Source organism: Primorskyibacter aestuariivivens, from assembly GCF_028023675.1.
GTDB classification, from domain to species: domain Bacteria; phylum Pseudomonadota; class Alphaproteobacteria; order Rhodobacterales; family Rhodobacteraceae; genus Marinovum; species Marinovum aestuariivivens.
Window position 1 is genome coordinate 64242 of sequence record NZ_JAQIOZ010000021.1, and the last position, 23443, is coordinate 87684.

At 61.6% G+C, this 23443-nt stretch carries 12 protein-coding genes; all 12 read left to right on the top strand.

Annotated features, from left to right (window positions below; translation table 11 throughout):
• Positions 1-56 precede the first annotated feature (56 nt).
• The 12 genes from PGB28_RS18440 to PGB28_RS18495 all read left to right on the top strand — a co-directional run bounded on the left by PGB28_RS18440 (position 57) and on the right by PGB28_RS18495 (position 23367).
• Complete coding sequence (locus tag PGB28_RS18440) at positions 57-641, top strand: ANTAR domain-containing response regulator (protein WP_271423004.1); 585 nt, start codon at positions 57-59, stop codon at positions 639-641.
• A complete protein-coding gene (locus tag PGB28_RS18445; protein WP_271423005.1) occupies positions 638-1813 on the top strand; it encodes an ABC transporter substrate-binding protein in 1176 nt (391 codons plus the stop codon). Before PGB28_RS18440 ends, PGB28_RS18445 begins: the two co-directional genes overlap by 4 nt.
• Before the next feature lie 264 nt (positions 1814-2077).
• Positions 2078-3445 carry a CmpA/NrtA family ABC transporter substrate-binding protein gene (locus tag PGB28_RS18450; protein ID WP_271423006.1) on the top strand — a complete coding sequence of 456 codons (1368 nt, stop codon included), beginning with the start codon at positions 2078-2080 and terminating at the stop codon, positions 3443-3445.
• A 91-nt stretch (positions 3446-3536) separates the two neighbouring features.
• Positions 3537-4613: an ABC transporter permease gene (locus tag PGB28_RS18455; RefSeq protein WP_271423007.1), complete on the top strand. Its 1077-nt coding sequence runs from the start codon at positions 3537-3539 to the stop codon at positions 4611-4613.
• Between the two features lie 5 nt (positions 4614-4618).
• Positions 4619-6298, top strand: a complete 1680-nt coding sequence (locus PGB28_RS18460; RefSeq protein ID WP_271423008.1) for an ABC transporter ATP-binding protein — start codon at positions 4619-4621, stop codon at positions 6296-6298.
• A gap of 5 nt (positions 6299-6303) precedes the next feature.
• A complete protein-coding gene (gene nirB, locus PGB28_RS18465; RefSeq protein WP_271423009.1) occupies positions 6304-8736 on the top strand; it encodes a nitrite reductase large subunit NirB in 2433 nt (810 codons plus the stop codon).
• Positions 8733-9062 carry a nitrite reductase small subunit NirD gene (gene nirD / locus PGB28_RS18470; RefSeq protein WP_271423010.1) on the top strand — a complete coding sequence of 110 codons (330 nt, stop codon included), beginning with the start codon at positions 8733-8735 and terminating at the stop codon, positions 9060-9062. Before nirB ends, nirD begins: the two co-directional genes overlap by 4 nt.
• Positions 9062-11692 (top strand): nitrate reductase, encoded by a 2631-nt coding sequence (locus PGB28_RS18475; RefSeq protein WP_271423016.1) that lies wholly within the window; start codon positions 9062-9064, stop codon positions 11690-11692. Before nirD ends, PGB28_RS18475 begins: the two co-directional genes overlap by 1 nt.
• Positions 11689-12639, top strand: a complete 951-nt coding sequence (locus PGB28_RS18480; protein ID WP_271423011.1) for a glycosyl transferase family protein — start codon at positions 11689-11691, stop codon at positions 12637-12639. Before PGB28_RS18475 ends, PGB28_RS18480 begins: the two co-directional genes overlap by 4 nt.
• Positions 12640-12652: 13 nt before the next feature.
• Complete coding sequence (gene cysG / locus PGB28_RS18485; RefSeq protein WP_271423012.1) at positions 12653-14080, top strand: siroheme synthase CysG; 1428 nt, start codon at positions 12653-12655, stop codon at positions 14078-14080.
• Between the two features lie 273 nt (positions 14081-14353).
• Positions 14354-22045 (top strand): DUF7933 domain-containing protein, encoded by a 7692-nt coding sequence (locus tag PGB28_RS18490; RefSeq protein WP_271423013.1) that lies wholly within the window; start codon positions 14354-14356, stop codon positions 22043-22045.
• A 944-nt stretch (positions 22046-22989) separates the two neighbouring features.
• Positions 22990-23367 (top strand): hypothetical protein, encoded by a 378-nt coding sequence (locus tag PGB28_RS18495; protein ID WP_271423014.1) that lies wholly within the window; start codon positions 22990-22992, stop codon positions 23365-23367.
• Positions 23368-23443: the final 76 nt, after the last annotated feature.

Sequence of the window (23443 nt, forward strand, 5' to 3'; positions counted from 1 at the left end):
CGTTATCTATCCGTAAATTCTTGCGGCGCGCATATTAAATCGCCATCCAACCGTCGATGAGCGCAAAACTTACAATCGTTATTGTCGAAGAGGATCGGGATCGCGCCATCGCGATTGTCGATGCTCTGAAGGACAGCGTTGAGTGCGATGTCTTTGTGATCTCCGAGGCCAGTGGCCTTGGACGCAAGATCGCGACGCACGCGCCCGATATCGTGTTGATCGATATCGACAACCCAACGCGCGACATGCTCGAAGAACTGACGCTCGCGTCGGGACCGTTGGAGCGGCCGGTGGCGATGTTCGTCTCGGGCGCGGCAGGCGGGTTGGCGCAGGCCGCGATCGAGGCGGGCGTATCGGCCTATGTGGTGGACGGCCTGTCGCCCGCGCGGATCAAACCGGTGATGGACACCGCCATCGCGCGGTTTCGCATGGTGCGCCAGATGCGAAGCGAACTCGCCGAAACCCGGCGTGCGCTGGAAGAACGCAAGGTGATTGACCGTGCCAAGGGGCTGTTGATGAAGGCCAAGGGCATTGATGAGGATGCCGCCTATGCGCTGCTGCGCAAGACGGCGATGAATCAGGGCCGCCGCGTGGCGGATGTGGCCGAGGCGCTGGTCACCGCATCGGGGTTGTTGGGATGAAGACCGTAACCATCCCCGTGGCTTTCATGCCCCTTGTGGACGCCGCACCGCTGATCGTCGCACAGGAAATGGGCTTTGCCGAAACCGAAGGTATTTCGTTCGACCTGATTGCCGCGCCGTCCTGGTCGTCGGTGCGCGATATGTTGGCCTTTGGCCGGGTGGATGCGGCGCATCTGCTTTCGCCGGTGCCGGTGGCCATGGCTTTGGGCCTTGGCGGGGTGTCCACGCCGATCTCGGCGGTGTCGGTCCTGTCGGCCAACGGCAATGTGCTGGGGGTCGGGCGTGCTCTGCAAGAGCGTCTGCAGGCCAATGGGTACGGATTTGATTTCGCCGATCCCGAAGCTGCGGCCACGGCGCTGGCCGCGGTTCAGGACAGGCCGATCACCTTTGGCGTGCCGTTTCCGTTTTCAATGCATGTGGAGTTGCTGCGCTATTGGTGCGCCGGAACCGACCTTGCCAAGACCGGCATCGAGATCCGCACCGTACCGCCGCCGCTTATGGCCAACGCGCTCGCTGCGGGCGATGTGGACGCGTTCTGCGTGGGCGAGCCCTGGGGCTCGGTGGCGGTGGATCAGGGCGCTGGCGCGCTCATCCTTCCGGGCAACGCAATCTGGGGCTTTGCGCCGGAAAAGGTCTTGGCCGTCCGCACCGATTGGGCCGAGACGGAACCGGACCTCCTTGGCCGGTTGATGCGCGCGGTGTGGCGCGCCGGGCGATGGCTTGGCCAACCGGAAAGCCGCAGCGCGGCAAGCATTATCCTGTCGCGCCCGGATTATCTGGACGTGCCGTCCGAGGTGATCGACAGGGCGCTATCCGGACATTTGACCGTGACCAGCAGCGGCGACCAACGCCGCGTCGATCATTTCGTCGAGTTCCACGCTGGCGCCGCCAGCTTCCCATGGCGCAGCCAGGCCAAGTGGATCGCCCACCAGCTTTGCCAAAGCCACGACACTGATGGCTGCGCCTCGCTGGACGGGCCCGCCGCAGTTTTTCGCAGTGACCTTCACCGGCGCCACCTGGACGCGACCGGGGCCGATTTGCCCGGCGCGTCCGAAAAACTCGAAGGCGCGATTCGTCATGCCACGGCTGTTGCCTCAATGAAGGGCGGGATCAGCCTGTTGCCCGACGCGTTCTTTGATGGCCGTATTTTTGACCCATCCGACATTGAGTGATGCATTTTTGGGCAATGCCCTGCGTTTCACAGGTCAAAATGGCGCAGGTCAGCCGTATTTTCCGATTTTTCCCTAGGCCAGAATGCTGCGCTGCCGCATGACTTCCCCATCGACGCACAACGGGGTGCGTTGAACCGAATTCTCCCACTGACAGGGAATTTCTGAGCAAGGCCGCTCGCGCACCGCTGAAGATTCAGCGGTCTGTGCAGTGGCCTTTTTTGCGTTTGCCCGGTCCCTCCCCCGGGCGCATCGAAAGGAAAGACGATGAAAAAGCTTCTTCTTGGCCTCGCCGCCTCAACCGCGCTGGTGAGCCCCGCCTTTGCTGAGTTGCTTGAGCTGGAAAAAGACGAGCTGACCTTTGGCTTTATCAAGCTGACGGATATGGCCCCGCTCGCCGTGGCTTATGAAAAAGGCTATTTCCTTGACGAGGGCCTGTTCGTCACGCTTGAGGCGCAGGCCAACTGGAAAGTGCTGCTCGATGGCGTGATCGACGGCCAGTTGGACGGCGCGCATATGCTGGCCGGTCAGCCGCTGGCCGCGACCATCGGCTTTGGTACCGAGGCGCATATCATCACGCCGTTTTCCATGGACCTGAACGGCAACGGTATCACCGTGTCGAACGAGGTCTGGGAGAAGATGCTGCCGCATATCCCGAAAATGGAGGATGGCCGCCCGCAACATCCGATCAGCGCCGAGGCTTTGGCCCCGGTGGTCGAAGAGTTCAGGAACGAAGGCAAGCCGTTTAACATGGGCATGGTCTTTCCGGTCTCGACCCACAATTACGAGCTGCGCTACTGGCTGGCCGCCGGCGGTCTGCATCCGGGCTATTACAGCCCCGAAAACATCTCGGGCCAGATCGGCGCCGATGTCTTCCTGTCTGTGACCCCGCCACCGCAGATGCCTGCCACGCTCGAGGCCGGTACAATCCACGGCTATTGCGTGGGCGAGCCGTGGAACCAGCAGGCGGTGTTCAAAGGCATCGGCGTACCTGTCATCACGGATTACCAACTTTGGAAGAACAACCCTGAGAAGGTGTTTGGCATCACCGCCGAGTTTGCCCAGGAATATCCCAACACCACGCTGGCCGTGACCAAGGCGCTGATCCGCGCGGCCATGTGGCTGGACGAGAACGAGAATGCCAACCGCCCCGAAGCGGTCGAAATCCTTTCGCGGGCCGAATATGTCGGTGCGGATTACGACGTGATCGCCAACTCCATGACCGGGTTCTTTGAATTCGAGAAGGGCGACAAGCGCGACATTCCCGATTTCAACGTCTTCTTCCGCTACAATGCGACCTACCCGTTCTATTCGGACGCGGTGTGGTACCTCACCCAGATGCGTCGCTGGGGCCAGATTGCCGAACCCAAGTCCGACAGCTGGTATGACGAGGTCGCCAAGTCGGTCTACAAGCCCGAGATCTATCTCGAAGCCGCGCGGCTTCTGGTCGAGGAAGGGCTGGCCGATGAGGCCGATTTCCCCTGGGACAGCGACGGTTACAAGGCACCGACCCCGGCCGCCGATATCATCGACGGCATCCCCTATGACGGCCGCGCGCCCAACGCCTATCTCGAAAGCCTGCCGATCGGGCTGAAGGCCGAGCAACGCGTCGTCGGCACCGAAGTCGAAGGCTGAAACAGCGGTGCGCCGTCAAGGCGCACCCTACGCCCCCCTTGGGTGCGCAGTCATCGCGCACCGGCCCCCACGAAGACGAGGACTTGTTCCCATGACAACCGTCGATCCCGACTTTTCCGCCAGTGCAGACCGCGAAGCGCGGCGTGCGCGGCTCTTCACCCGCATCAATGCCGCTGACAAATGGTTTCAGGTTCTGGGCCTGTCATGGCTCACCCCGATCCTGCGGGCCAGCGCCGGTGACAATCCGCGCGCACAGATGAAAGAAATCTGGCGCCTGCTGGCCGTTCCGCTTCTGGCCATCGCCGCGTTCCTCATGCTCTGGGGCGTTCTTGCTCCCAAGGTGCAGACCTCGCTTGGTGCCGTGCCCGGCCCGGCACAAGTCTGGGAAGAGGCGGTGAACCTGCATGAGGATGCACAGGCCAAGGCCGCCAAGAAGGCCGATTTTGAGGCCAAGGTCGCCCAACTCAACGAACACCTGATCTCGCAGGGCCGCGAGCCGAAAGAACGGGCCTATACCGGCGCGCCCACTTATTACGAACAGATCTGGACCTCAATCCAGACCGTGTTCTTCGGCTTCCTTCTGGCCACCGTGGTTGCCGTGCCGCTGGGCATTCTGGCGGGGTTGTCGCCCACCGCAAATGCCGGTCTGAACCCGCTGATCCAGATCTTCAAACCGGTCTCGCCGCTGGCGTGGCTGCCCATCGTCACCATGATCGTCTCGGCTCTGGCCGCGACCGAGGGCGGGCTGTTCCCGAAAAGCTTCATCATCTCTGCCGTCACCGTGACGCTCTGTTCGCTCTGGCCGACGCTGATCAACACCGCACTGGGTGTGGCGAGCATCGACAAGGATCTGGTGAACGTCTCCAAGGTGCTGAAAATGAACACCTGGACCAAGATCACCAAGCTGGTTCTGCCCTCGGCCCTTCCGCTGATCTTCACCGGGCTGCGCCTGAGCCTCGGTGTGGGCTGGATGGTGCTGATTGCGGCGGAAATGCTGGCGCAGAACCCGGGTCTTGGCAAATTCGTCTGGGACGAGTTCCAGAACGGATCAAGCTCCAGCCTCGCCAAGATCATGGTCGCGGTGCTGACCATCGGCATCATCGGCTTCCTGCTGGACCGGGTGATGTACGCGTTGCAGTCGCTTTTCACCTTCACGAATAACCGGTGAGCAAAATGGGTATTCTTACGCTAGAAAACGTCTCGCAAAGTTTCGGCACCGGCCTGCATGCCACCCATGTGCTGAAGGACATCAACCTTGAGGTTCAGGAGGGCGAGTTCCTTGTCCTGCTGGGCTTTTCCGGCACCGGCAAGACGACGCTGATCAACCTGATGGCGGGGCTGGAACGCCCGACCAAGGGCAGCGTCACGTTCAAAGGGAAGCCGATCACCGAGCCCAGCCCCGAGCGCGGCGTGATCTTCCAGAGCTACTCGCTGATGCCCTGGCTGACCGTCAATGGAAATGTCGGGCTTGCCGTGGACACGGTCTTTCCCGGCCTGAGCAAGGCCGAGAAGGCCGAAAAGGTCGCGCATTACGTGAACATGGTGGGGCTGAGCCATGCTGCCACCCGTCGCCCGGCGGAACTGTCGGGCGGCATGCGCCAGCGGGTGAACGTGGCCCGCGCCCTTGCGATGAACCCCGAAATGCTGCTGCTGGATGAACCGCTCTCGGCGCTCGACGCGCTGACCCGGGCCAATCTGGCCGATGAGATCGAACATATCTGGGAAGCGGACAAGAAGACCTGTGTGCTGATCACCAATGATGTGGACGAGGCCATCATCCTTGCCGACCGGATCATCGCGATGAATCCCGATGGCACGCTGGGCGAGGAGTTCAAGGTGAGCATCCCGCGCCCGCGTGACCGGAGCAGCATGAACACCAATGAGACGTTCAAACAGCTCCGCGCCGATGTCACCAAATACCTGATGGATGTGGGCATCGAGGCCAAGGTCGAAGGCGCGCGGCTCCTCCCGGACGTGACGCCGATCCATGGCCTTCCTGCGGCGGTCAAAGATGCCCAGAAAGGCATGATCGACAACCGGTTCCTTGATTTCTCGCAACTGCACAAGATCTACCCCACGCCCAAGGGGCCGCTTACCGTGGTCGAGGATTTTGACCTCAAGATCGACCGGGGCGAATTCATCTCGCTGATCGGCCATTCGGGTTGTGGCAAATCCACGGTGCTGACCATGGCCGCGGGCCTCAACCCGATCTCCAAGGGTGCGATCAAGCTGGACGGTCGCCACGTTGAGGGTGCCGACCCCGAACGCGCCGTTGTGTTCCAGTCGCCGAACCTGTTCCCGTGGCTGAGCGCGCGGGAAAACTGCGCCATCGGGGTGGACAAGGTGTATCCCAAGGCAAGCCAAGCCGAGCGTCAGGATGTGGTGGAGTATTACCTGGAGCGGGTCGGTCTCGCCGATGCGATGGACAAGCCCGCCTGTGACATGTCGAACGGCATGCAGCAAAGGGTAGGCATCGCCCGCGCCTTTGCGCTCTCGCCCAAGCTGCTGCTGCTCGACGAACCCTTCGGCATGCTCGACAGCCTGACGCGCTGGGAGTTGCAGGAAGTGCTCATGGAGGTCTGGTCGCGCACCAAGGTCACTGCGATCTGCGTCACCCATGACGTGGACGAGGCGATCCTGCTGGCCGATCGCGTGGTGATGATGACCAACGGACCGCAGGCCACGATCGGCAAGATCACCGAGGTCGACCTGCCCCGCCCGCGCACCCGCAAGGCGCTTTTGCAGCACCCCGATTACTACGCCTACCGGCAGGAAGTGCTCGATTTTCTTGAAGAATACGAACACGGCGCCAAGCCAAAACCCAAGGCCCCCAAGGCCATGGCCGCGGAGTGAAAGACATGACCCAGAAACTCGTCATCATTGGGGCCGGCATGGCCTCGGGCCGGGTGATCGAAACACTCGTTGAGACCGCCCCGGACGCTTTTGACATCACGCTGTTCAATGCCGAGCCGCGTGGCAATTACAACCGCATCATGCTCTCGCCTGTGCTGTCCGGGGAAAAGACCTATGAAGAGATCGTCACCCATGACGACGGCTGGTATGCGCAGCATGGCGTGACCTGTCGGTTTGGCGAACATGTGGTGGGCATCGACCGGACCCGCAAGGTGGTCATCGGTCAGAACGGCGAAGCGCCCTATGACAGGCTGATCATCGGCACCGGCTCGGCCCCCTTCATCATCCCCATTCCGGGCAAGGACCTGCCTGGCGTCATCACCTATCGCGATCTGGACGACACCAACGCCATGATCGACGCCGCGCAAAAGGGCGGCAAGGCGGTGGTGATCGGCGGCGGACTGCTCGGGCTTGAGGCCGCGGCAGGGCTGGCAGAGCGCGGGATGGAGGTCACGGTGGTTCACCTGATGGGCCACCTGATGGAGCGGCAACTGGACGAGGCCGCCGGATACCTTTTGCGCCGCGATCTGGAAAAGCGCGGCATCACGATCAAGACGCAGGCCTCAACCAAGGCTATCCTGGGCGAAGACAAGGCCGAGGCGGTGCTTCTGGAGGACGGCGAAACGCTGGGCGCGGATCTTGTGGTCATGGCGGTGGGCATCCGGCCAGAAACCCGTCTTGCCACCGATGCGGGGCTGACCGTCGCCCGGGGGATCGAGGTGACTGCGCAGATGCAGACCTCGGACCCGGATATCTACGCCGTGGGCGAATGCGTGGAGTTCGACGGCCATCTCTTTGGCCTCGTCGCTCCGCTTTATGATCAGGCCAAGGTGCTGGCTCATACACTGACCGGCGAAACCGACGCATTTGTCGTCAGGGATATCGCCACCAAGCTCAAGGTCACCGGCTGCGATCTGTTTTCGGCCGGGGATTTCACTGAGGCACCGGGCCGCGAGGACATCGTGTTCCGCGACCCCGCCCGGGGCGTCTACAAAAGGCTCGTGATCGAAGGCGACCGGCTGGTCGGCGCGGTAATGTATGGCGACACCGCCGACGGCAACTGGTTCTTTGGCCTGATCAAGGACGGAACCGAGATCGACGAGATGCGCGATACGCTGATCTTTGGTCCCGCCTATCAGGGAGGTGACCAGGCGGACCCTCTCTCAGCCGTTGCAGCCTTGCCGCGTGATGCGGAGATCTGTGGCTGTAACGGCATTTGCAAGGGCACCATCGTGGACGCCATCGAGGGCGGCGCAACCGATCTGGGGGCGGTCAAGGCGCAGACCAAGGCCAGCGCCTCTTGCGGCACCTGCACCGGGCTGGTGGAGCAGCTTCTGCAGGTCACGCTGGGCGACGGGTTTGAACTGCCCACGGCGCAACCCATTTGCGGCTGCTGCGATCTCACCCACGAAGACGTGCGTCGGCTGATCAAGTCGCAGGAGCTGAAATCGCAGGAGGCTGTCTGGCAAGAGCTGGGCTGGAAGACGCGCAATGGTTGCCATGTCTGCCGCCCGGCGGTGAATTTCTACCTTCTGGCGGACTGGCCGCTTGAGTACCAGGACGATCCGCAAAGCCGGTTCGTCAACGAACGCAAACACGCCAATATCCAGAAGGACGGCACCTTTTCGGTCGTGCCGCGCATGTGGGGCGGGATCACCAATCCAGATGAACTGCGCGCCATCGCCGATGCTGCCGACAAATACAACGTGCCCACCGTCAAGGTCACCGGCGGGCAGCGCATCGACCTTTTGGGCGTCAAGGGCGAGGACCTGCCCTTTATCTGGGCGGATCTGAACAAGGCCGGTCTGGTCTCGGGCCATGCCTATTCCAAAGGGCTGCGCACGGTGAAAACCTGTGTCGGCACCGATCATTGCCGTTTTGGCACGCAGGACAGCACCAGGCTTGGCATCAAGCTGGAACAGGCGCTCTGGGGGTCCTGGACGCCGCACAAGGTCAAGCTGGCGGTGTCGGGCTGTCCGCGCAACTGCGCCGAGGCGACCTGCAAGGATGTGGGCATCATCTGTGTCGACAGCGGCTATCAGGTCAGCGTCGGCGGCGCGGCAGGCATGGACGTGAAAGAGACCGAACGGCTGATCGACGTGCCCACCGAGGCAGAAGCGATCGAGGTCACCGTCGCCTTTGTCCAGCTTTACCGCGAAAACGCCAAATATCTCGACCGGCCCTACAAGTGGCTGGGCAAGGTGGGGCTCGACTGGATGAAAGAGCGCATCATGGATGCAAACGAACGCGCCCGGCTGATCGAAGCCTTCGAGCTTTCCCAATCCATCTATCGCAAGGATCCCTGGGCCGAGCACGCGCAGGAGCGCGCGGCAAGCTATGCGCCGCTGGCGGATCTGACACTGGAGGCCGCAGAATGAGCTGGATCGACATCGGACATATTGACGACATCCCCCTGCGCGGCGCGCGAGTGGTGAAAACGCCGGTGGGTTGTGTGGCGCTGTTCCGCACGGCGGAAGCCGAGATTTTTGCCGCCTCCAATACCTGTCCGCACAAGGGCGGGCCGCTGACCGACGGGATCGTGCATGGCCAATCGGTGACTTGCCCGCTGCACAATTGGGTGTTTGATCTCAATACCGGCCAGGCACAGGGCGAGGATGGCCGCATCGCCACCTATCCGGTGCGATTGGAGGGCGCGCGTATCCTGCTTGATGGCGAGGCGGTCGGCAAACGGAGTGCCGCGTGATGGACGGCTCGGGCCTGCCGGAAACCCGCTCGACCTGCCCCTATTGCGGGGTGGGCTGCGGCGTGCTCCTGCGCCCCGATGGGCAGGGCGGTCTGGATGTGCGCGGCGATCCCGACCATCCGGCCAATCTCGGGCGGCTTTGTTCCAAGGGATCGGCGCTGGCCGAAACCGTGGGACTGGAGCATCGACTTCTGGCACCGCAGGTGGACGGCAAAGACACCGATTGGGACAGCGCTCTGCAACTGGTGGCGGACCGGTTTTCCGCCACTATCGCAGAGCATGGCCCCGACAGCGTGGGTTTTTACGTCTCCGGCCAGCTGCTGACCGAGGATTACTATGTCGCCAACAAGCTGATGAAAGGCTTCATCGGCTCGGCCAATATCGACACCAATTCGCGGCTTTGCATGGCGTCCTCGGTGGCGGGTCACAAACGCGCCTTTGGCAGCGATACGGTGCCCGGAACCTATGAGGATATTGACGAGGCCGATCTGGTGGTTCTCGTCGGATCCAACCTCGCGTGGTGTCATCCGGTACTCTATCAGCGCCTCTTGGCCGCGCGCAAAGCACGCGGCACCAAGATCGTGGTGATCGACCCGCGCCGCACGGCGAGCTGCGACGGGGCAGATATGCACCTGGCCCTGCAGCCGGGCAGCGATGTGGCGCTGTTCAATCGCCTGCTCACCACGCTTTACGAAGGCGGCGCGCTTGATGCCGCCTATCTGCGCCACACCCAAGGGTTTGACCGCGCGATTGAGGCCGCCTTTGCGGACGATGCGCGCGTAACCGGCCTGCCGCCTGAGCAAATCGAGGCCTTCTGCAATCTGTGGATGCGCACCGAAAAGGTGGTGACGATCTATTCCCAGGGCGTGAACCAGTCCACCTCCGGCTCGGACAAGGTCAATGCGATCCTGAACTGCCATATTGCCACCGGGCGTATTGGCAGACCCGGTATGGGGCCGCTCTCGGTCACCGGCCAGCCCAACGCCATGGGCGGGCGCGAGGTGGGCGGGCTCGCCAATATGCTGGCCTGTCACCTCGATCTGGAAAACCCTGACCACCGCAGCGCGGTGCGCACCTTTTGGGACGCGCCGCGGATGCCGGATACGCCGGGCCTCAAGGCCGTGGACATGTTCCGCGCAGTGGGTGAAGGGCGGATCAAGGCGCTATGGATCATCCACACCAACCCCGCCGTATCCATGCCCGAGGCGGATGCGGTGCGCGATGCCATCGCGGGTTGTGATTTTACCGTGGTCAGCGACATCACCGCCCGAACTGATACCGCTCGGCTGGCCGATGTGCTGCTGCCCGCCACCGCCTGGGCCGAGAAGGATGGCACCGTCACCAATTCCGACCGTACCATGAGCCGCCAACGCGCCGTGCTGCCCGTGCCCGGAGCCGCGCGGCCCGATTGGGCCATCCTCGCCGAGGTCGGACGGCGCATGGGCCATGACCGGGCGTTCGACTATGACAGCCCGGCCGAAATCTTCCGTGAATACGCCACGCTGTCAGGGATCGCCGGACAATTCGGGCGGGACTTCGACATCTCCGGCCTCGCGGGCATCGACGACCGCGCCTATGCCGATCTCTCTCCGGCCCGCTGGCCCCTCAGCCGCGCACGCGCGGGCGGACGCTTCTTTGCCGATGGCCGTTTCTTCCATGCCGATGGCAAGGCGCGTTTCGTGCCGGTGAGCTATCGCCCGCCTGCGGCCAGGACCGGGCCGCGCTATCCGTTTCGTCTCAATACCGGACGGTTGCGCGACCAGTGGCACACCATGACCCGCACCGCGCTCAGCCCGCGCCTGTCCGCCCATCTGCCGGAACCTTTCATTGAGCTGCACCCCGAAGATGCCAAGGCCCTGGGCATCCAGCCCGCAGACCTCGTGCAGGTAAAAAGCCCGCAAGGTCAGGCCATCCTGCGCGCCCGCATCACTGACAGCGTGCAGCCCGGTCAGGTGTTTGCGCCCATGCACTGGACCGGCGAAACCGCGCCTTCTGCCCGGATCGACGCGCTGGTTGCGGCGATGACAGACCCGGTTTCCGGCCAGCCCGAAAGCAAGGCCAGCGTTGTCGCGCTGTCGCGTTTCGAGGCGGCTTGGTATGGGTTTGCCGTGTCGCGCAGTGAAATGAACCCTGAGGCCGAATATTGGGCCATGGCACGCACCAAGCAGGGCTATCGCACCGAAATGGCGGGGCTTACTCCCAGCGCGGATTGGGAGGAGGAGGCCAAGCGCCTGTTCGATGCACCCGAGGCCGAGGTGACCTCGGTTCTCGATGCCGGGCGCGGCGTGGCGCGTGTGGCCATATGCGAAGCTGGCACGTTGAAGGGCGCGCTCTTTGTCGCCCCGCGTCCCGTGGCGGTGATGCGCGACTATCTGGTGACATTGCCCGGAGCTGCGGCAGAAGGCGTGCTTCAGGGGCGGCCAGCGGCAGATGAGCCGAACCCGGGGCCGGTTCTGTGTTCTTGCCTCGGGGTAGGTGTGAATACCATCGTCGAGGCGGTGGAAACGCAGGGTTTGATCTCGGTCGATGCCGTAGGCGAGGCACTGGGCGCGGGCACGAACTGTGGCTCCTGTCGTCCCGAGATCGCGGCACTGCTGCACGGGCTGCGCAACCCGGAGGCGGCGCAATGACCCTTGCGGAACATGTGCGGACACTCGGTCGTGGTCCGGGCCGGTCCCGGTCCCTGACCGAGATCGAGGCCTACGATGCGATGCGCCTGATGCTGTCGGGGGATGCCGCGCCCGAGGCTGTGGGGGCGCTGTTGATGCTCTTGCGCATGAAGGGCGAAACTGCCGGCGAAATCGCTGGCTTCGCCCGCGCTGCACAGGACAGTGCGCCGGTGATCGAGGCGGTTGATCTGGACTGGCCCAGCTATGCGGCGGGCCGGACCCGTGGCGCGCCGTGGTTCCTGTTTTCCGCCGCCATGGTGGCGCAGGCAGGACACCGGGTGCTGCTGCATGGCTGGAACGGGGCGGACCAAAAGGTGCGCGGTGGGCTTGACGCCGCAGGCATCAAGACCGCGCGCAATGCGGATGAGGCGAACGCGCTGTTGGTCCGTCGTGGAATTGCCTATCTTCCGCTGGAAACCCTGCATCCCGGACTGTTCCGCCTGTTGCAACTGCGCGAGGTTCTGGGCCTGCGCTCCTGCATCAACACGGTGTGCCGCATGCTGAACCCCGGGCGCGCAAATGCCAGCGTACAAGGGGTGTTTCACCCGTCCTATCGTCTGCTGCAAGCCGATGCCGCCGCGCAATTGGGATGGCAAAGCCTAAGCGTCATCAAGGGCGGTGGTGGTGAGTTTGAACGCCACCCATCCAAGCAGATCGAAGCCTTCGGTCTGCGGCATGGTCAGCCCTATCAAGCAACGCTGCCCGCCTTGGTGGACGACACTCGCAGGCTGGCCACCACCACAGCCCCGGTCTTACAGGCGGCGCAAGACCTTCGCGCGCTGCCTGCCTTTGAGACACAAATCATTCTGGGAACCGCGGCCTTGGCCTTTGACACGCTTGGAGCTGTTGACGCGTCGGCACAGGCCACAACCCGTCAGGGCACAACGGCCCATTTGCACCCCGCTTGAAAAGGACATCGCCATGAAAGCCTTTCCCATGTTCATCCGCACCACTGGGCGTCGTGTTGTCATCGTTGGCGGCGGCGAACAGGCGGCGCAGAAAACCCGGCTTATGCTGAAAACCGATGCCCGGATCGTGCTTGTTGCTGCCCATCTCGAACCTGAACTTCAAGGCACCGCGGCCGAAGGCAAGGCCGAGCACATCGCCGTCTTGTCACCCGATGTGTTCAAGGATGCGGCAATGGTGTTCATTGGCACCGGCTGCCCGGGGTTCGACGCAGCGGTGCATGGGGTGGCCAAGGCTATGGGATGCACGGTGAACGTGGTGGATCAGCCCGAGTTATGCGATATGACCACGCCCGCAATCGTCGATCGCGATCCGATTGTCGTGGCCATCGGGAGCGAAGGCACAGCACCTGTGCTGACCCGCGATATCAAAACCCAGCTTGAACAGACGCTGCCGCAAAACCTTGGTGGCTTGGCTGCTTTGGCCGGGCGTTTGCGCCGCAGCGTCGAGGCGCATGTACCGCGCCCACAGCGCCGCGCGCTTTGGGCCTGGGTATTCAAGGGCACCCCGCGCGACCTTTGGGTGCGCGGGGCCGAGCGCGAAGCGGCCCGCAAGATCAAATCCGCCATCGCCGCAGGTGAGTCCCCGCAAGACGCCGCAAAGGGCAGTATTTCGCTGGTCGGGGCCGGGCCGGGCGCGCGCGATCTGATGACCCTGCGCGCGGTCGAGCGGCTGCAGGAGGCCGATGTGATCTTTTATGACCGGCTGGTGGATGAAGAGGTTCTGGAACTGGCCCGGCGTGATGCCGAACGGGTCTTCGTGGGCAAGCATGTGGGCGCGCATAGCTGGCCGCAGGAGCAGATCAACAAGGTGATCGTGGCCGAGGCCCTCAAGGGGCGCCGCGTCGTACGCCTGAAATCCGGTGATCCCACCATTTTCGGCCGCGCCGGCGAAGAGATCGACGCGGCCAGAGCTGCGGGTGTACCGGTTGAACTGGTGCCCGGCATTACCGCTGCGTCGGCTGCTGCTGCGGCTTTTGGTCAAAGCCTGACCAAGCGCGGGGTCTCCAATACTCTGGTTCTCTCGACCGGGACGGGCCGGGAACAAGACCCGTTGCCGGCATGTACGCGCCATTCCGGGCCGGGCACGACAACGGCCTTTTACATGTCGGTCGGTCAGGCCGCGCGGATATCTGCGGCGCTCATGAAACAGGGCCTGCCTGCAACGTCCCCTGTTCAGATCGCGGTGGAAGTCTCTAAGCCCGGTCAAAGACTTTTGGCGTCGGACCTGGGAGACATGGCGCGGACCCTTACCATGAATGCTGTCTCCGGATGTGCCATTTTGCTGGTGACCTGGCCCGAGACCATGCCGGCATTTGACAGTCAACAGTCGGCAACTGTGCGCGACATGCCCGATCATGGGCAGGTTGCGATGCCTGCCTGATCCGGAGCCTGCCCATCGCGCCACTGCTGCCATGCGCTGTGCAGGAACGTGGACTGCCCGGGGCAGGGTGACCGGCATGTCCACTGTATCAAAATTGCAATGCTTGACGCATCGTTAGCTATCGGCCGGACTCCGCCGTTTGGACGCTCATGTTTGTGTGTAACAACTCCCCAAGACGAATGGGGTCGACAGATGTTTCGGGTGTCAGTGCGCTTTGGTATCTAGTGCGCGTCTTTCGCCATCATTCTCAAGAATTATCTTGCGGGGCGGCTCATGGCGCATTTTTCACGTATTGTAGCATTGGTTCTTGTGGTTCTGGCACTGGCCGGTGTCGGACAGCGGGCACAGGCGGCACCACCGACGTTCTCGGGAAACTTTACACCCAATTCGGTCGGTGAAGGCGCGGCGTCGGTCTTGACCTTCACGATCGACAACAGCCTGCAACCGGCGGTGTCGAATCTCGGGTTTTCGGTGACCTTGCCTTTTGCGACCGGTCAGATGAGCGTGGCAGACAATAATGCCTCAACCACCTGTGTCGGCGGAACGCTGACCGCCCCCAGCGGCGCGACGAGCATCACCTATTCCGGTGGTGAAACCGCGCGCGACACGGTTTGCTCCGTGACTGTCAATGTAACGGCCCCGGTTGCTGGCACTTATACCATTCCGCCCATCACGCTGAGCAGCACGGCGGGCAACTCGACGCCGTCGGCCAGTTTTGATTTGACCGTAACCGCCCCACCGCCGGCACCGGCTGCAAGTTACGAATTCACCCTCAGCGACAGTGATGTGCGCGAAGGCGAGGTTACGACCGCAACCTATGTGGTGACCAATATCGTCTCCGGGTCGACGATTGTCTTCATCAGTTTCGACCACCAGTTGTCACCCGGTGTATCCGTCGCCACCCCGGCCAATGTTTCGTCTTCCTGTTCCAGCCCCGGCAGTGTGTCGGTGTCGGCATCACCCGGAGGGAAGAGCCTATCCGTGATAGGGAACGCATTCCTAGCCCACACCCAATTCTGTGAGGTATCTGTTGATCTTCAGGGTACGACAACCGGCGTATATCCCCTGACCCCGTCGAATCTGACCGTTGGAACCCAGAGCATTCCCGCCCCGACCCGGACCCTGACCGTAGATCCTTTCATCGCGCCTGTCGATGAGATCACCATAAGCAAGAGTTTTTCCACCTCGTCTGTGGCGCCCGGTGGGACCGTCGATCTGACCTTTGAGCTCAACAATGCCAACCCGGGTGACGCGGCGACGAATATCACATTTACCGATGACCTGGACGCGTTCCTGACCGGCGCGGTGGCAACCGGCCTGCCGCAAACGGATGTGTGCGGAACTGGGTCATCCGTGACGGGGGCAAGCACGCTGACGCTGAGCGGCGGCACCATTCCGGCGCGGTCCTCCTGTTCCTTTACCGTGACGGTTCAGGTTCCCGCGGCCGCAGTCGCGGGAACCTATACCAACACGACCAGCGGCGTGCAGGCGGATATTGGCGGCACGGCGACGGCCGGATCCGATACCGCGACCGACACGCTGACGGTTCTGGCCGCCCAACCGTTGCAGTTTACCCGCGCCTTTAATCCCGACAGCGTGGCAGGGGGCGACCCGCTTGTTCTGGACTATACGATCACCAACCCGAATACGGGCCTGACCGCAACGTCTATCACAATTGCGGAAAACTTCGGATCGCGCTTTGGTAACCTTAACACGTTTTCCTCCGCCGACGTGACCAATTGCGGCGCTGGCGCTGCGTTGTCACCGATTGTCGAGTTTGGACCGACGTTGGTCGGGTTCACCTTTGCCGGGGGCGAACTTGCACCCGGCGCATCGTGTTCTTTCACAGCCTCGTCCACCGTTCCGGTCGGCACCCCAAGCGGTTCCTTCGTGTCCACTTCCGGCGATCTGAGCGCGACTCTGGCCGGGTCGACCATCACGACACCGGGACAAACCGACACACTGACCATAAATGGCGGAGCGGCGGTGACTATTTCGGCTGACGTTCAGGACACGCTCGATGGTCTTGACAACGGTCGCGTGAACAACGGCGACCAGTTCGACATCGTCTATACGCTTGAAAACCTGCCTGAATCCACTGCGACCGCAACGGATATTGCGTTTACGCTGAATGTCACCGACTTTGCCGCGGGCACGACAGCCGTGGTTCAGGGCAATACATGCGGCGGCAGCGCCGCCATGTCCGCAGGCGATACACTCCTGACCGTCGGCAGCGTGTCACTCGCCCCCGGCAACGACTGTACGATCACCCTGCGGGTGACAGCAGCGGGCGGAACGAATACCGATGTGTCTGCGACGACCTCGGACGTGACATTCACGGCTGCTGGCAACGCCGGTCAGGCAATTGGTGTGACGGCTTCGATCTTCTTCGGCGACCTCCTCCCGCTGACCTGGAGCCACAACTTTGATGGCACCCCGGCGCTGGCGGGTGACAGTATCACCGTCACTTATGAGTTTGAAAACGCCAACAGCTTTGCCGTGACGGATGTCGTTTTCTCGCACAGTCTTTCCGGTGTGCTCGCTACGATGGCCAGTACAGGTGTTGCCTCGGACACATGCGGTTTTCCCACACTGACCGGAACTACGACTTTTATTGCACTCGGCGCTTCGATTGCCGCCAATTCGTCCTGTAGCCTGGTCATCAACGTACAAATCCCCGGTGTTGCCGGATCGGGCGATTATCTTAGTGAAACCAGTGCCCTGTCAGCCAACTATGATGCGGCGGGGTCGATTGTGGTCAACCCGAGCCAGGCCGTTTTGACGGTGGATAATGAACCGATCCTTTTCTCCAAGGAGTTCGTAAACGACCCGGTGACCCCCGGTGGCGTGGTTCTGGTGCGCTATACCGTGGAAAATCCACTGTCCACCGCGCTGAGCGGTATCACCTTCACATCGACCCTGGACGCGGCGCTGGGCGGCGCGACCTTTGCCGGAATGGCAACAACAAATACCTGTGGGGGGACCAATTCCACCCCGGGCACCGCGACGCTGAGCTATAGTGGTGGGACATTGGGCGCCGGGGCCTCCTGTGTCATCGAGATTGACGCAAATATTCCCGCCGGGGCCGGGGATGGGAGTTACCCCCATACCACCAACGGTCTGACTGCGACCGCAGGCGTTACACCTGTTGGCGCCGATCCTGCCTCCGATACGCTTGCCGTGAATGCCGCAGCCGAAACGGTGTTCACCGCCAGTTTCGCAGGCGGTACGATTCAGGTGGGCGGCACGACAAGCATCACCTATACGATCCGCAATCCCGGATCGGGCACTCTCGGAGATCTTGCTTTTTCACATGATCTGGATGCCACAGTTTCGGGACTTGTGGCGACCGGTCTGCCGTCATCGGGTGTCTGCGGCGCAGGGTCGTCGATCAGCGGCACCAGCTTGCTGACCTTTACCAGCGGGGCGCTGGTGGCTGGGCAGGATTGTAGTTTTACGGTCAACCTGCAAGTTCCGGCCTCGGCCAGTGCGGGCACATTCCCGTCACTCACAAGCGCCCTGTTCGACAACGGTGCAGAAGTTGCCGCGGCAGCATCGGATGACATGGTCCTGACGGCGGCGGCCGATCTGGAAGTCACGAAAACCGATGGCGTCGCGACCGTCACCGCCGGACAGTCCACCACCTACACCATCGTCGCGCGTAACAATGGGCCGTCAACAGATCCCGCTGCCGTGCTCAGTGATGCGGTGCCTGCCAATGCATCGACCTGTAGCTATACTTCTGTTGCTGCCGGAGGGGCCACCGGCAACACTGCATCCGGCACCGGGGCGTTGAATGAAACTTTGAACCTGCCCAATGGCGGGGCGGTGACCTATACCATGACCTGCGACGTGGCAACGGGCACCACCGGGTCGCTCAGCAATACCGCCTCGATCGCGACCTCTGCCAGTGTTGTCAGTCTGGATGCGACCAACAATTCCGCGACCGATACGAACACAATCGTGACCTCGTCCGATTTGTCGGTGACGCTGTCTGATTCTGCCGACCCGATCTTTGCCGGCGGCTCGGTGACATACACTGTTCAGGTGAACAATGCCGGTCCAAGCGATGCCACGGGTGTCGCGGCAAGCTTTACCTTGCCCGCGGGCCTGACGCTTTCCTCGACCTCGGGCTGCGGCGAAGACCCGTCCGGCGTGCCAACCTGTACGCTGGGCAACCTGCCTGCCGGTGGGAATACCTCTTTCACAGTTGTTGCCGTGGCGGACAACGGCACAACCGGCACTGTCACGCCCTCTGTCAGCGTAAGCTCGGCCGAAGCCGACCCGGTTGCCGCCAACAACACCGCATCCGAGACCACCACGGTCAATCCGCAAGCCGATATCGCGGTGACCAAGACTGATGGTGTTACCAGTGTCGTGTCGGGTCAATCCGTGACCTATACCATTGTCGCCACCAATGCCGGGCCATCCGATGATCCGGCCGTGACCCTGGAGGATACGTTCCCGGCCGGCCTGACCTGTAGCTATAGGTCGGTTGTCAGCGGCGGGGCCACTGGGAACACGGCCAGCGGTGCGGGTGACATTGCCGAAACCCTGTCCCTGCCATCCGGGTCCAGCGTGACCTACACGGCCAGTTGCCTTGTGGACCCGCTGGCGACCGGCAGGCTCAGCAACACGGCGACCGTCACGGCGTCGATTTCGGATCCTGTTCCCGGTAACAACACGGCGACAGACGCCGATACGGCCATCACGCCGCTGAGTTTTGGTTTCACCAAGATCTTCAATCCGAGCGGTGTCTATATCGGCCAAAGCGCGACGCTGACGCTGACCATTGACAACAGCAGCAACACGCTTGCGGCAACGGGCATGGCCTTTACCGATCCGCTGCCCGCGGGCATGGCGCTTGCCGCTGATCCCGCCGCGTCGAATAGCTGTAACGGGACGCTGACCGCCACGGGCGGTGCCAATACGCTGAGTCTGAGCGGCGGATCCGTCAATGGCAGGGCAAGCTGCGCCATCTCGGTTCAGGTGGTGACATCTCAGGTGGGCTCGCTTGCCAATACAACGACGGTTCTGACGTCGAACTTTCCCGATGCAGGCCCGGCGACAGCGAATCTTGCGGTGAACCCGGCGGGCGCGCCGGTCTTTGTCAAAGCGTTCAGCCCGTCCGTGATCAACCAGGGAGAAATCTCGGTTCTGACCTTTGACATCGACAACACCGCCAATGCTGTCCCGGCCAATGACGTGGCGTTCGATGACATCTTCCCGGCGGGAATGATCGTGGCCAATGATCCCAGCGCGACCAATACCTGCGGTGGTGTCCTGACGGCGGTCGCCGGGTCGGATAGCGTCTCACTCAGCGGCGCGACAGTGACCGCAGCGACAAGCTGCAGCCTCTCGGTCAATGTGCGCGCCATCGGCACAGGGAATCTGGACAACGTGACGACGGACCTGACCTCGACACTGGCCAGCGCGGCCCCGGCCACGGCGACGCTTGCCGTGTCGGCGGCCACTGCACCGGGCTATGCCATGTCCTTTACCCCCGACAGCATTGCACAGGGGCAGGGCTCGACGCTCAGCTTTGCCATCGACAATACCGCAAATGCCATCGAAGCTGCGTCGCTTGCCTTTTCCGGGACGTTGCCGGGCGGGCTTGAAATCGCGGCGGTACCCAATGCGACGAATTCCTGTGGCGGCACGGTTGCCGCACTCGCCGGTGACAGTAGCCTGTCGCTGACCGGTGGGACGGTTGCAGCGGGCGCAGTGTGTGAAGTCGCAGTTGACGTCATCTCAACAGGATTCGGCGCCCTGACGGCGGACGGATCGGAACTGACCTCGACTCTGGCAACAGCGTCGGCAATCAGCGCGGTTCTGACTGTGGACCAGATATTGGCGCCCGGTTTCACCAAGGATTATGGAAGTGCGACCCTGTCGCAAGGGCAGACGACGACGCTTACCTATGTGATCGACAACGCGGCCAACAGTATCGGGGCGACCGATCTTGATTTTGACGATCTTCTGGTCAGTTCGTTGCAGGTTGTCGGCCCGGTGACGAACATGTGCGGTGGCACCCTGACGGCAGCTGTGGGTGGCAATGCGGTCACGCTGACCGGCGGCAGTGTCGCGGCAGGGGCAAGCTGTACCATTGTCATGACGGTTCAGGCGATCAGCACAGGCTCGCTGGGCACCAACGCCCCAGTCCTGACGTCTAGTCTGCCCACGGCCACGGCGGTTGTGTCCGATCCCGTGATCGTGGTTCAGAACAATCCGCTGACCGTCGCCATGAGTTTTGCACCGGCCACGATTGAGCAGGACCAGGTTTCAACCCTGACCTACACGCTCACCAACGGTTCAGGGATCGGTGCCACGGGTGTGACGCTGGGCGATACACTGCCGTCCAACCTCGGGATTCTGTCCAACCCGACACCGTCTACGACATGTGCGGGTGCGCTGAGCACCACCACATCCAGCGTGGCTTTGAGCGGTGGGACGCTGGCGGCCAATTCAAGCTGTACCATAACGGTTCAGGTGACTTCGGTTATCGTTGGCAGCTATGACAACACAACCGAGACGGCGACATCGTCGCTGGGGGTTTCAACCCCGGCCAGCGCCACGTTGCGCGTCGAGCGGGCCACCCGTGGGACAGTCACGATTGTCCAGCTGTCGGATACCGATGGAAGCTATGGTTTTGCATCGGTTGAACCGCTTCTGAACTTTACGATCAACGTGTCGGATGGCGCGGGTCAATACGGTCCGGTTGACGTACGCGCCGGGTCCTATGTGGTCCGCCAAAGTACCCCCGGCGGTGTCGGCAATACCGAGATTCGCTGCAACGACACGGACAGTATTGGTGACGCGTTCAAACGCACGCTGACGCTCAACGTGGATCCGCTGGAAACGGTGGTCTGCACCATTGTGTCCATCTCGACCCGTCAGAAGACAGTCGAAACGATCAACTCCTTCCTGACGAAGCGCGCTGACCTCATCCTGTCGAGTGAGCCGAATAACGCGCGCCGGTTCGATCGCCTGCGCCGGGGCCATGGCAATGCCGACCCGATGCAGTTCGCCAATGGCGATCTGAAGTCCTTCCTGCCGTTCACGGCCAAGGTGGATCTTGAGGCCCAAAGCTACGCGCTGAAAACCAGCCTGCTGCAAATGCGTCAGGCCGGGGCCAGCCTCGCGCTTGCACATGGATCGACCAAGAACACGCTCTACGTGGACAACTATCGCTGGGATGCATGGTTCGAAGCGAAATACAAACGGTTCAATCAGGGCGAAAACGGTGCCGGTCACTTTGGCGTTGCCTATTTCGGCGTGGATTACCTCGTGACCCCCGATCTTCTCCTGGGTGCGGTGTTGCAGTTCGATGATATGGAAGACATCAACGACGAAAACGACACCACTGCACGGGGGGCTGGCTGGATGTTCGGCCCCTATGTCACCGCGCGCCTGACTGAAGGGCTCTATTTCGACGGGCGCATCGCCTTTGGCAAATCGGTGAACGAGGTCAGCCCCTTCAACACCTACACGGACGCGTTCGAAACGACCCGCTGGCTGGTGAAAGGGGCCCTGACCGGGGAAATCAAGCACGGGCTCTGGACCATCCGTCCCAATGCCAGCCTGTCCTATTACGAGGAAACCCAGAAGGCCTATAGCGACAGCCTGAATGTGGGCATCCCGAGCCAGACCATCAAACTGGGCCAGATCCAGCTGGGACCGACCTTCAACGGCAATTTTGAGATGGCCAATGGCGCGCTCTATGCTCCGTATTTCGGCTTTGATGCGACCTATAACTTTGGTGAAACCACCGGGGTCACGCTGACCGACGGCGCATCGGACGCGGCGGTCAATGGATGGCGTGTGGGGGTCAAGGCGGGCCTGCAATACACCGGCCGCAACGGCGCGCGGCTCAGCGTGGGCGGAACCTATGACGGGATTGGCCAGCCGGATTACGAGACCTGGGGGCTTGAGCTGGAACTGAGCATCCCGCTGGGCCGCAACTAAAAGTATCAAGGGGCGCTTCGGTGCCCCTTTTGATGCAGGCGCACAGGCTCCGGCGGCTTTCACCCGGGGTGGCCATGTTCATTTCGGGTAGATCCGCCTGAACACAGATAAGCCGAGATAAATGCGTATGCGATTGGAAATCGTGGGGCGTGTTGAACCGATTGCGATACGATGCTCATGACCCGGCGGTCAAAAGAGGATGCAGGAGCCCGGAAGAAGTGGAGGCGAGTACCGGAATATCGCGATTCACAAAAAGATGTTTTCTTTCAGTCCGTTATCTTTCGCGTATCCTCCGGTTTATGCGCCCGATATCCTCCGTTACGCTCCTATAGTTTTGAAGAAAAGCAGTTTGCGCAACGATTTTCAGGAGGTTTCCCGAAGTGTGCATTGCACGTCCTGATGAGCTGCATTACCTGTGTAAGAAACAATCTTAGGCGGCATTGAGCGAAGCCCTCACCAGACGCTTGGACAGGGCCGAGGAGAGGGTTCTGATGCTGTAGGCACCCCAACCCGCTGGAAGGGTTTTGAGGGGCTTCTGGAGCGTCTCTGAGGAGCCGAAACAGGGAAGAAAGACACATGACCACAACCACCCATTCGTTTCTCAAACCCTGCCCTGAATGTGCTGCGACGCAGGGCCTCCATTTTCATTTCTATCAGAAAGAGGTTGTTGTGCGCTGTGGAGAGTGTGGGCAAGAAGGTCCGGTCGCTAAGATCAACGAAGAGTCAGCCCGAAAAGCATGGAATGAACTACCACGAAATTTTGACACAAACTCTTGAGCGCATAATAACGAGTGCCTTACGCTTGAACTTCCCCCCTTGGGGGCGGCTTCGCGTCCCAAAAGGTCGAAGGCAGGGGGCCTCAGTTTCTTCGTTTCTTAGCGACATCATCTGAAGAGAGCCTGTCTCTCTCGAACTCAAGCTCTTTGTTGCAGAAAAGGGAAGCCATGCACAAATATATCATGTTTACCTGTCTCTTACTTCTAACTGTAAGCCATTCAGGCCAAGCTCAAGCACAACAGACCTTTTCGGCGTCAATCCCGTGCACGATCACAGCGCATCTTGGCCTCGAGTTAGTCGATGGAAAGCCAGTCCCTAGAGGCAATGGCAACAACAACGCCAAATTCCATGACATTGGCGACGATGCGACCTTAGAATTCACCTCCACTACCGATGGGTTTCTCATGGTGACTGTGTGGAGCGATACCCAACAAGTAAGCCTTTTCAGCGCCATGTCCGAACCGCCGAACACTACATTCACAGAAAATTATTTCGGTGAAAGTGAGCTACTCCCCAGTGTTTGGACAGTGTTCAGCGTAAATTAAGCTACTCTTTGCTCCTGCTGACCTGATTGGGTTTCGTCTTTTCTTAGCCAGTAGACCACGGCTGGGGGTTTGCCGC

Bases quoted from the DNA above. Each gene is read 5' to 3' on its own strand.
- PGB28_RS18440 (WP_271423004.1), top strand. From the start codon at position 57: ATGAGCGCAAAACTTACAATCGTTATTGTCGAAGAGGATCGGGATCGC.
- nirB (WP_271423009.1), top strand. From the start codon at position 6,304: ATGACCCAGAAACTCGTCATCATTGGGGCCGGCATGGCCTCGGGCCGG.
- PGB28_RS18495 (WP_271423014.1), top strand. From the start codon at position 22,990: ATGCACAAATATATCATGTTTACCTGTCTCTTACTTCTAACTGTAAGC.
- PGB28_RS18450 (WP_271423006.1), top strand. From the start codon at position 2,078: ATGAAAAAGCTTCTTCTTGGCCTCGCCGCCTCAACCGCGCTGGTGAGC.
- PGB28_RS18460 (WP_271423008.1), top strand. From the start codon at position 4,619: ATGGGTATTCTTACGCTAGAAAACGTCTCGCAAAGTTTCGGCACCGGC.
- nirD (WP_271423010.1), top strand. From the start codon at position 8,733: ATGAGCTGGATCGACATCGGACATATTGACGACATCCCCCTGCGCGGC.
- PGB28_RS18455 (WP_271423007.1), top strand. From the start codon at position 3,537: ATGACAACCGTCGATCCCGACTTTTCCGCCAGTGCAGACCGCGAAGCG.
- PGB28_RS18490 (WP_271423013.1), top strand. From the start codon at position 14,354: ATGGCGCATTTTTCACGTATTGTAGCATTGGTTCTTGTGGTTCTGGCA.
- PGB28_RS18480 (WP_271423011.1), top strand. From the start codon at position 11,689: ATGACCCTTGCGGAACATGTGCGGACACTCGGTCGTGGTCCGGGCCGG.
- cysG (WP_271423012.1), top strand. From the start codon at position 12,653: ATGAAAGCCTTTCCCATGTTCATCCGCACCACTGGGCGTCGTGTTGTC.
- PGB28_RS18445 (WP_271423005.1), top strand. From the start codon at position 638: ATGAAGACCGTAACCATCCCCGTGGCTTTCATGCCCCTTGTGGACGCC.
- PGB28_RS18475 (WP_271423016.1), top strand. From the start codon at position 9,062: ATGGACGGCTCGGGCCTGCCGGAAACCCGCTCGACCTGCCCCTATTGC.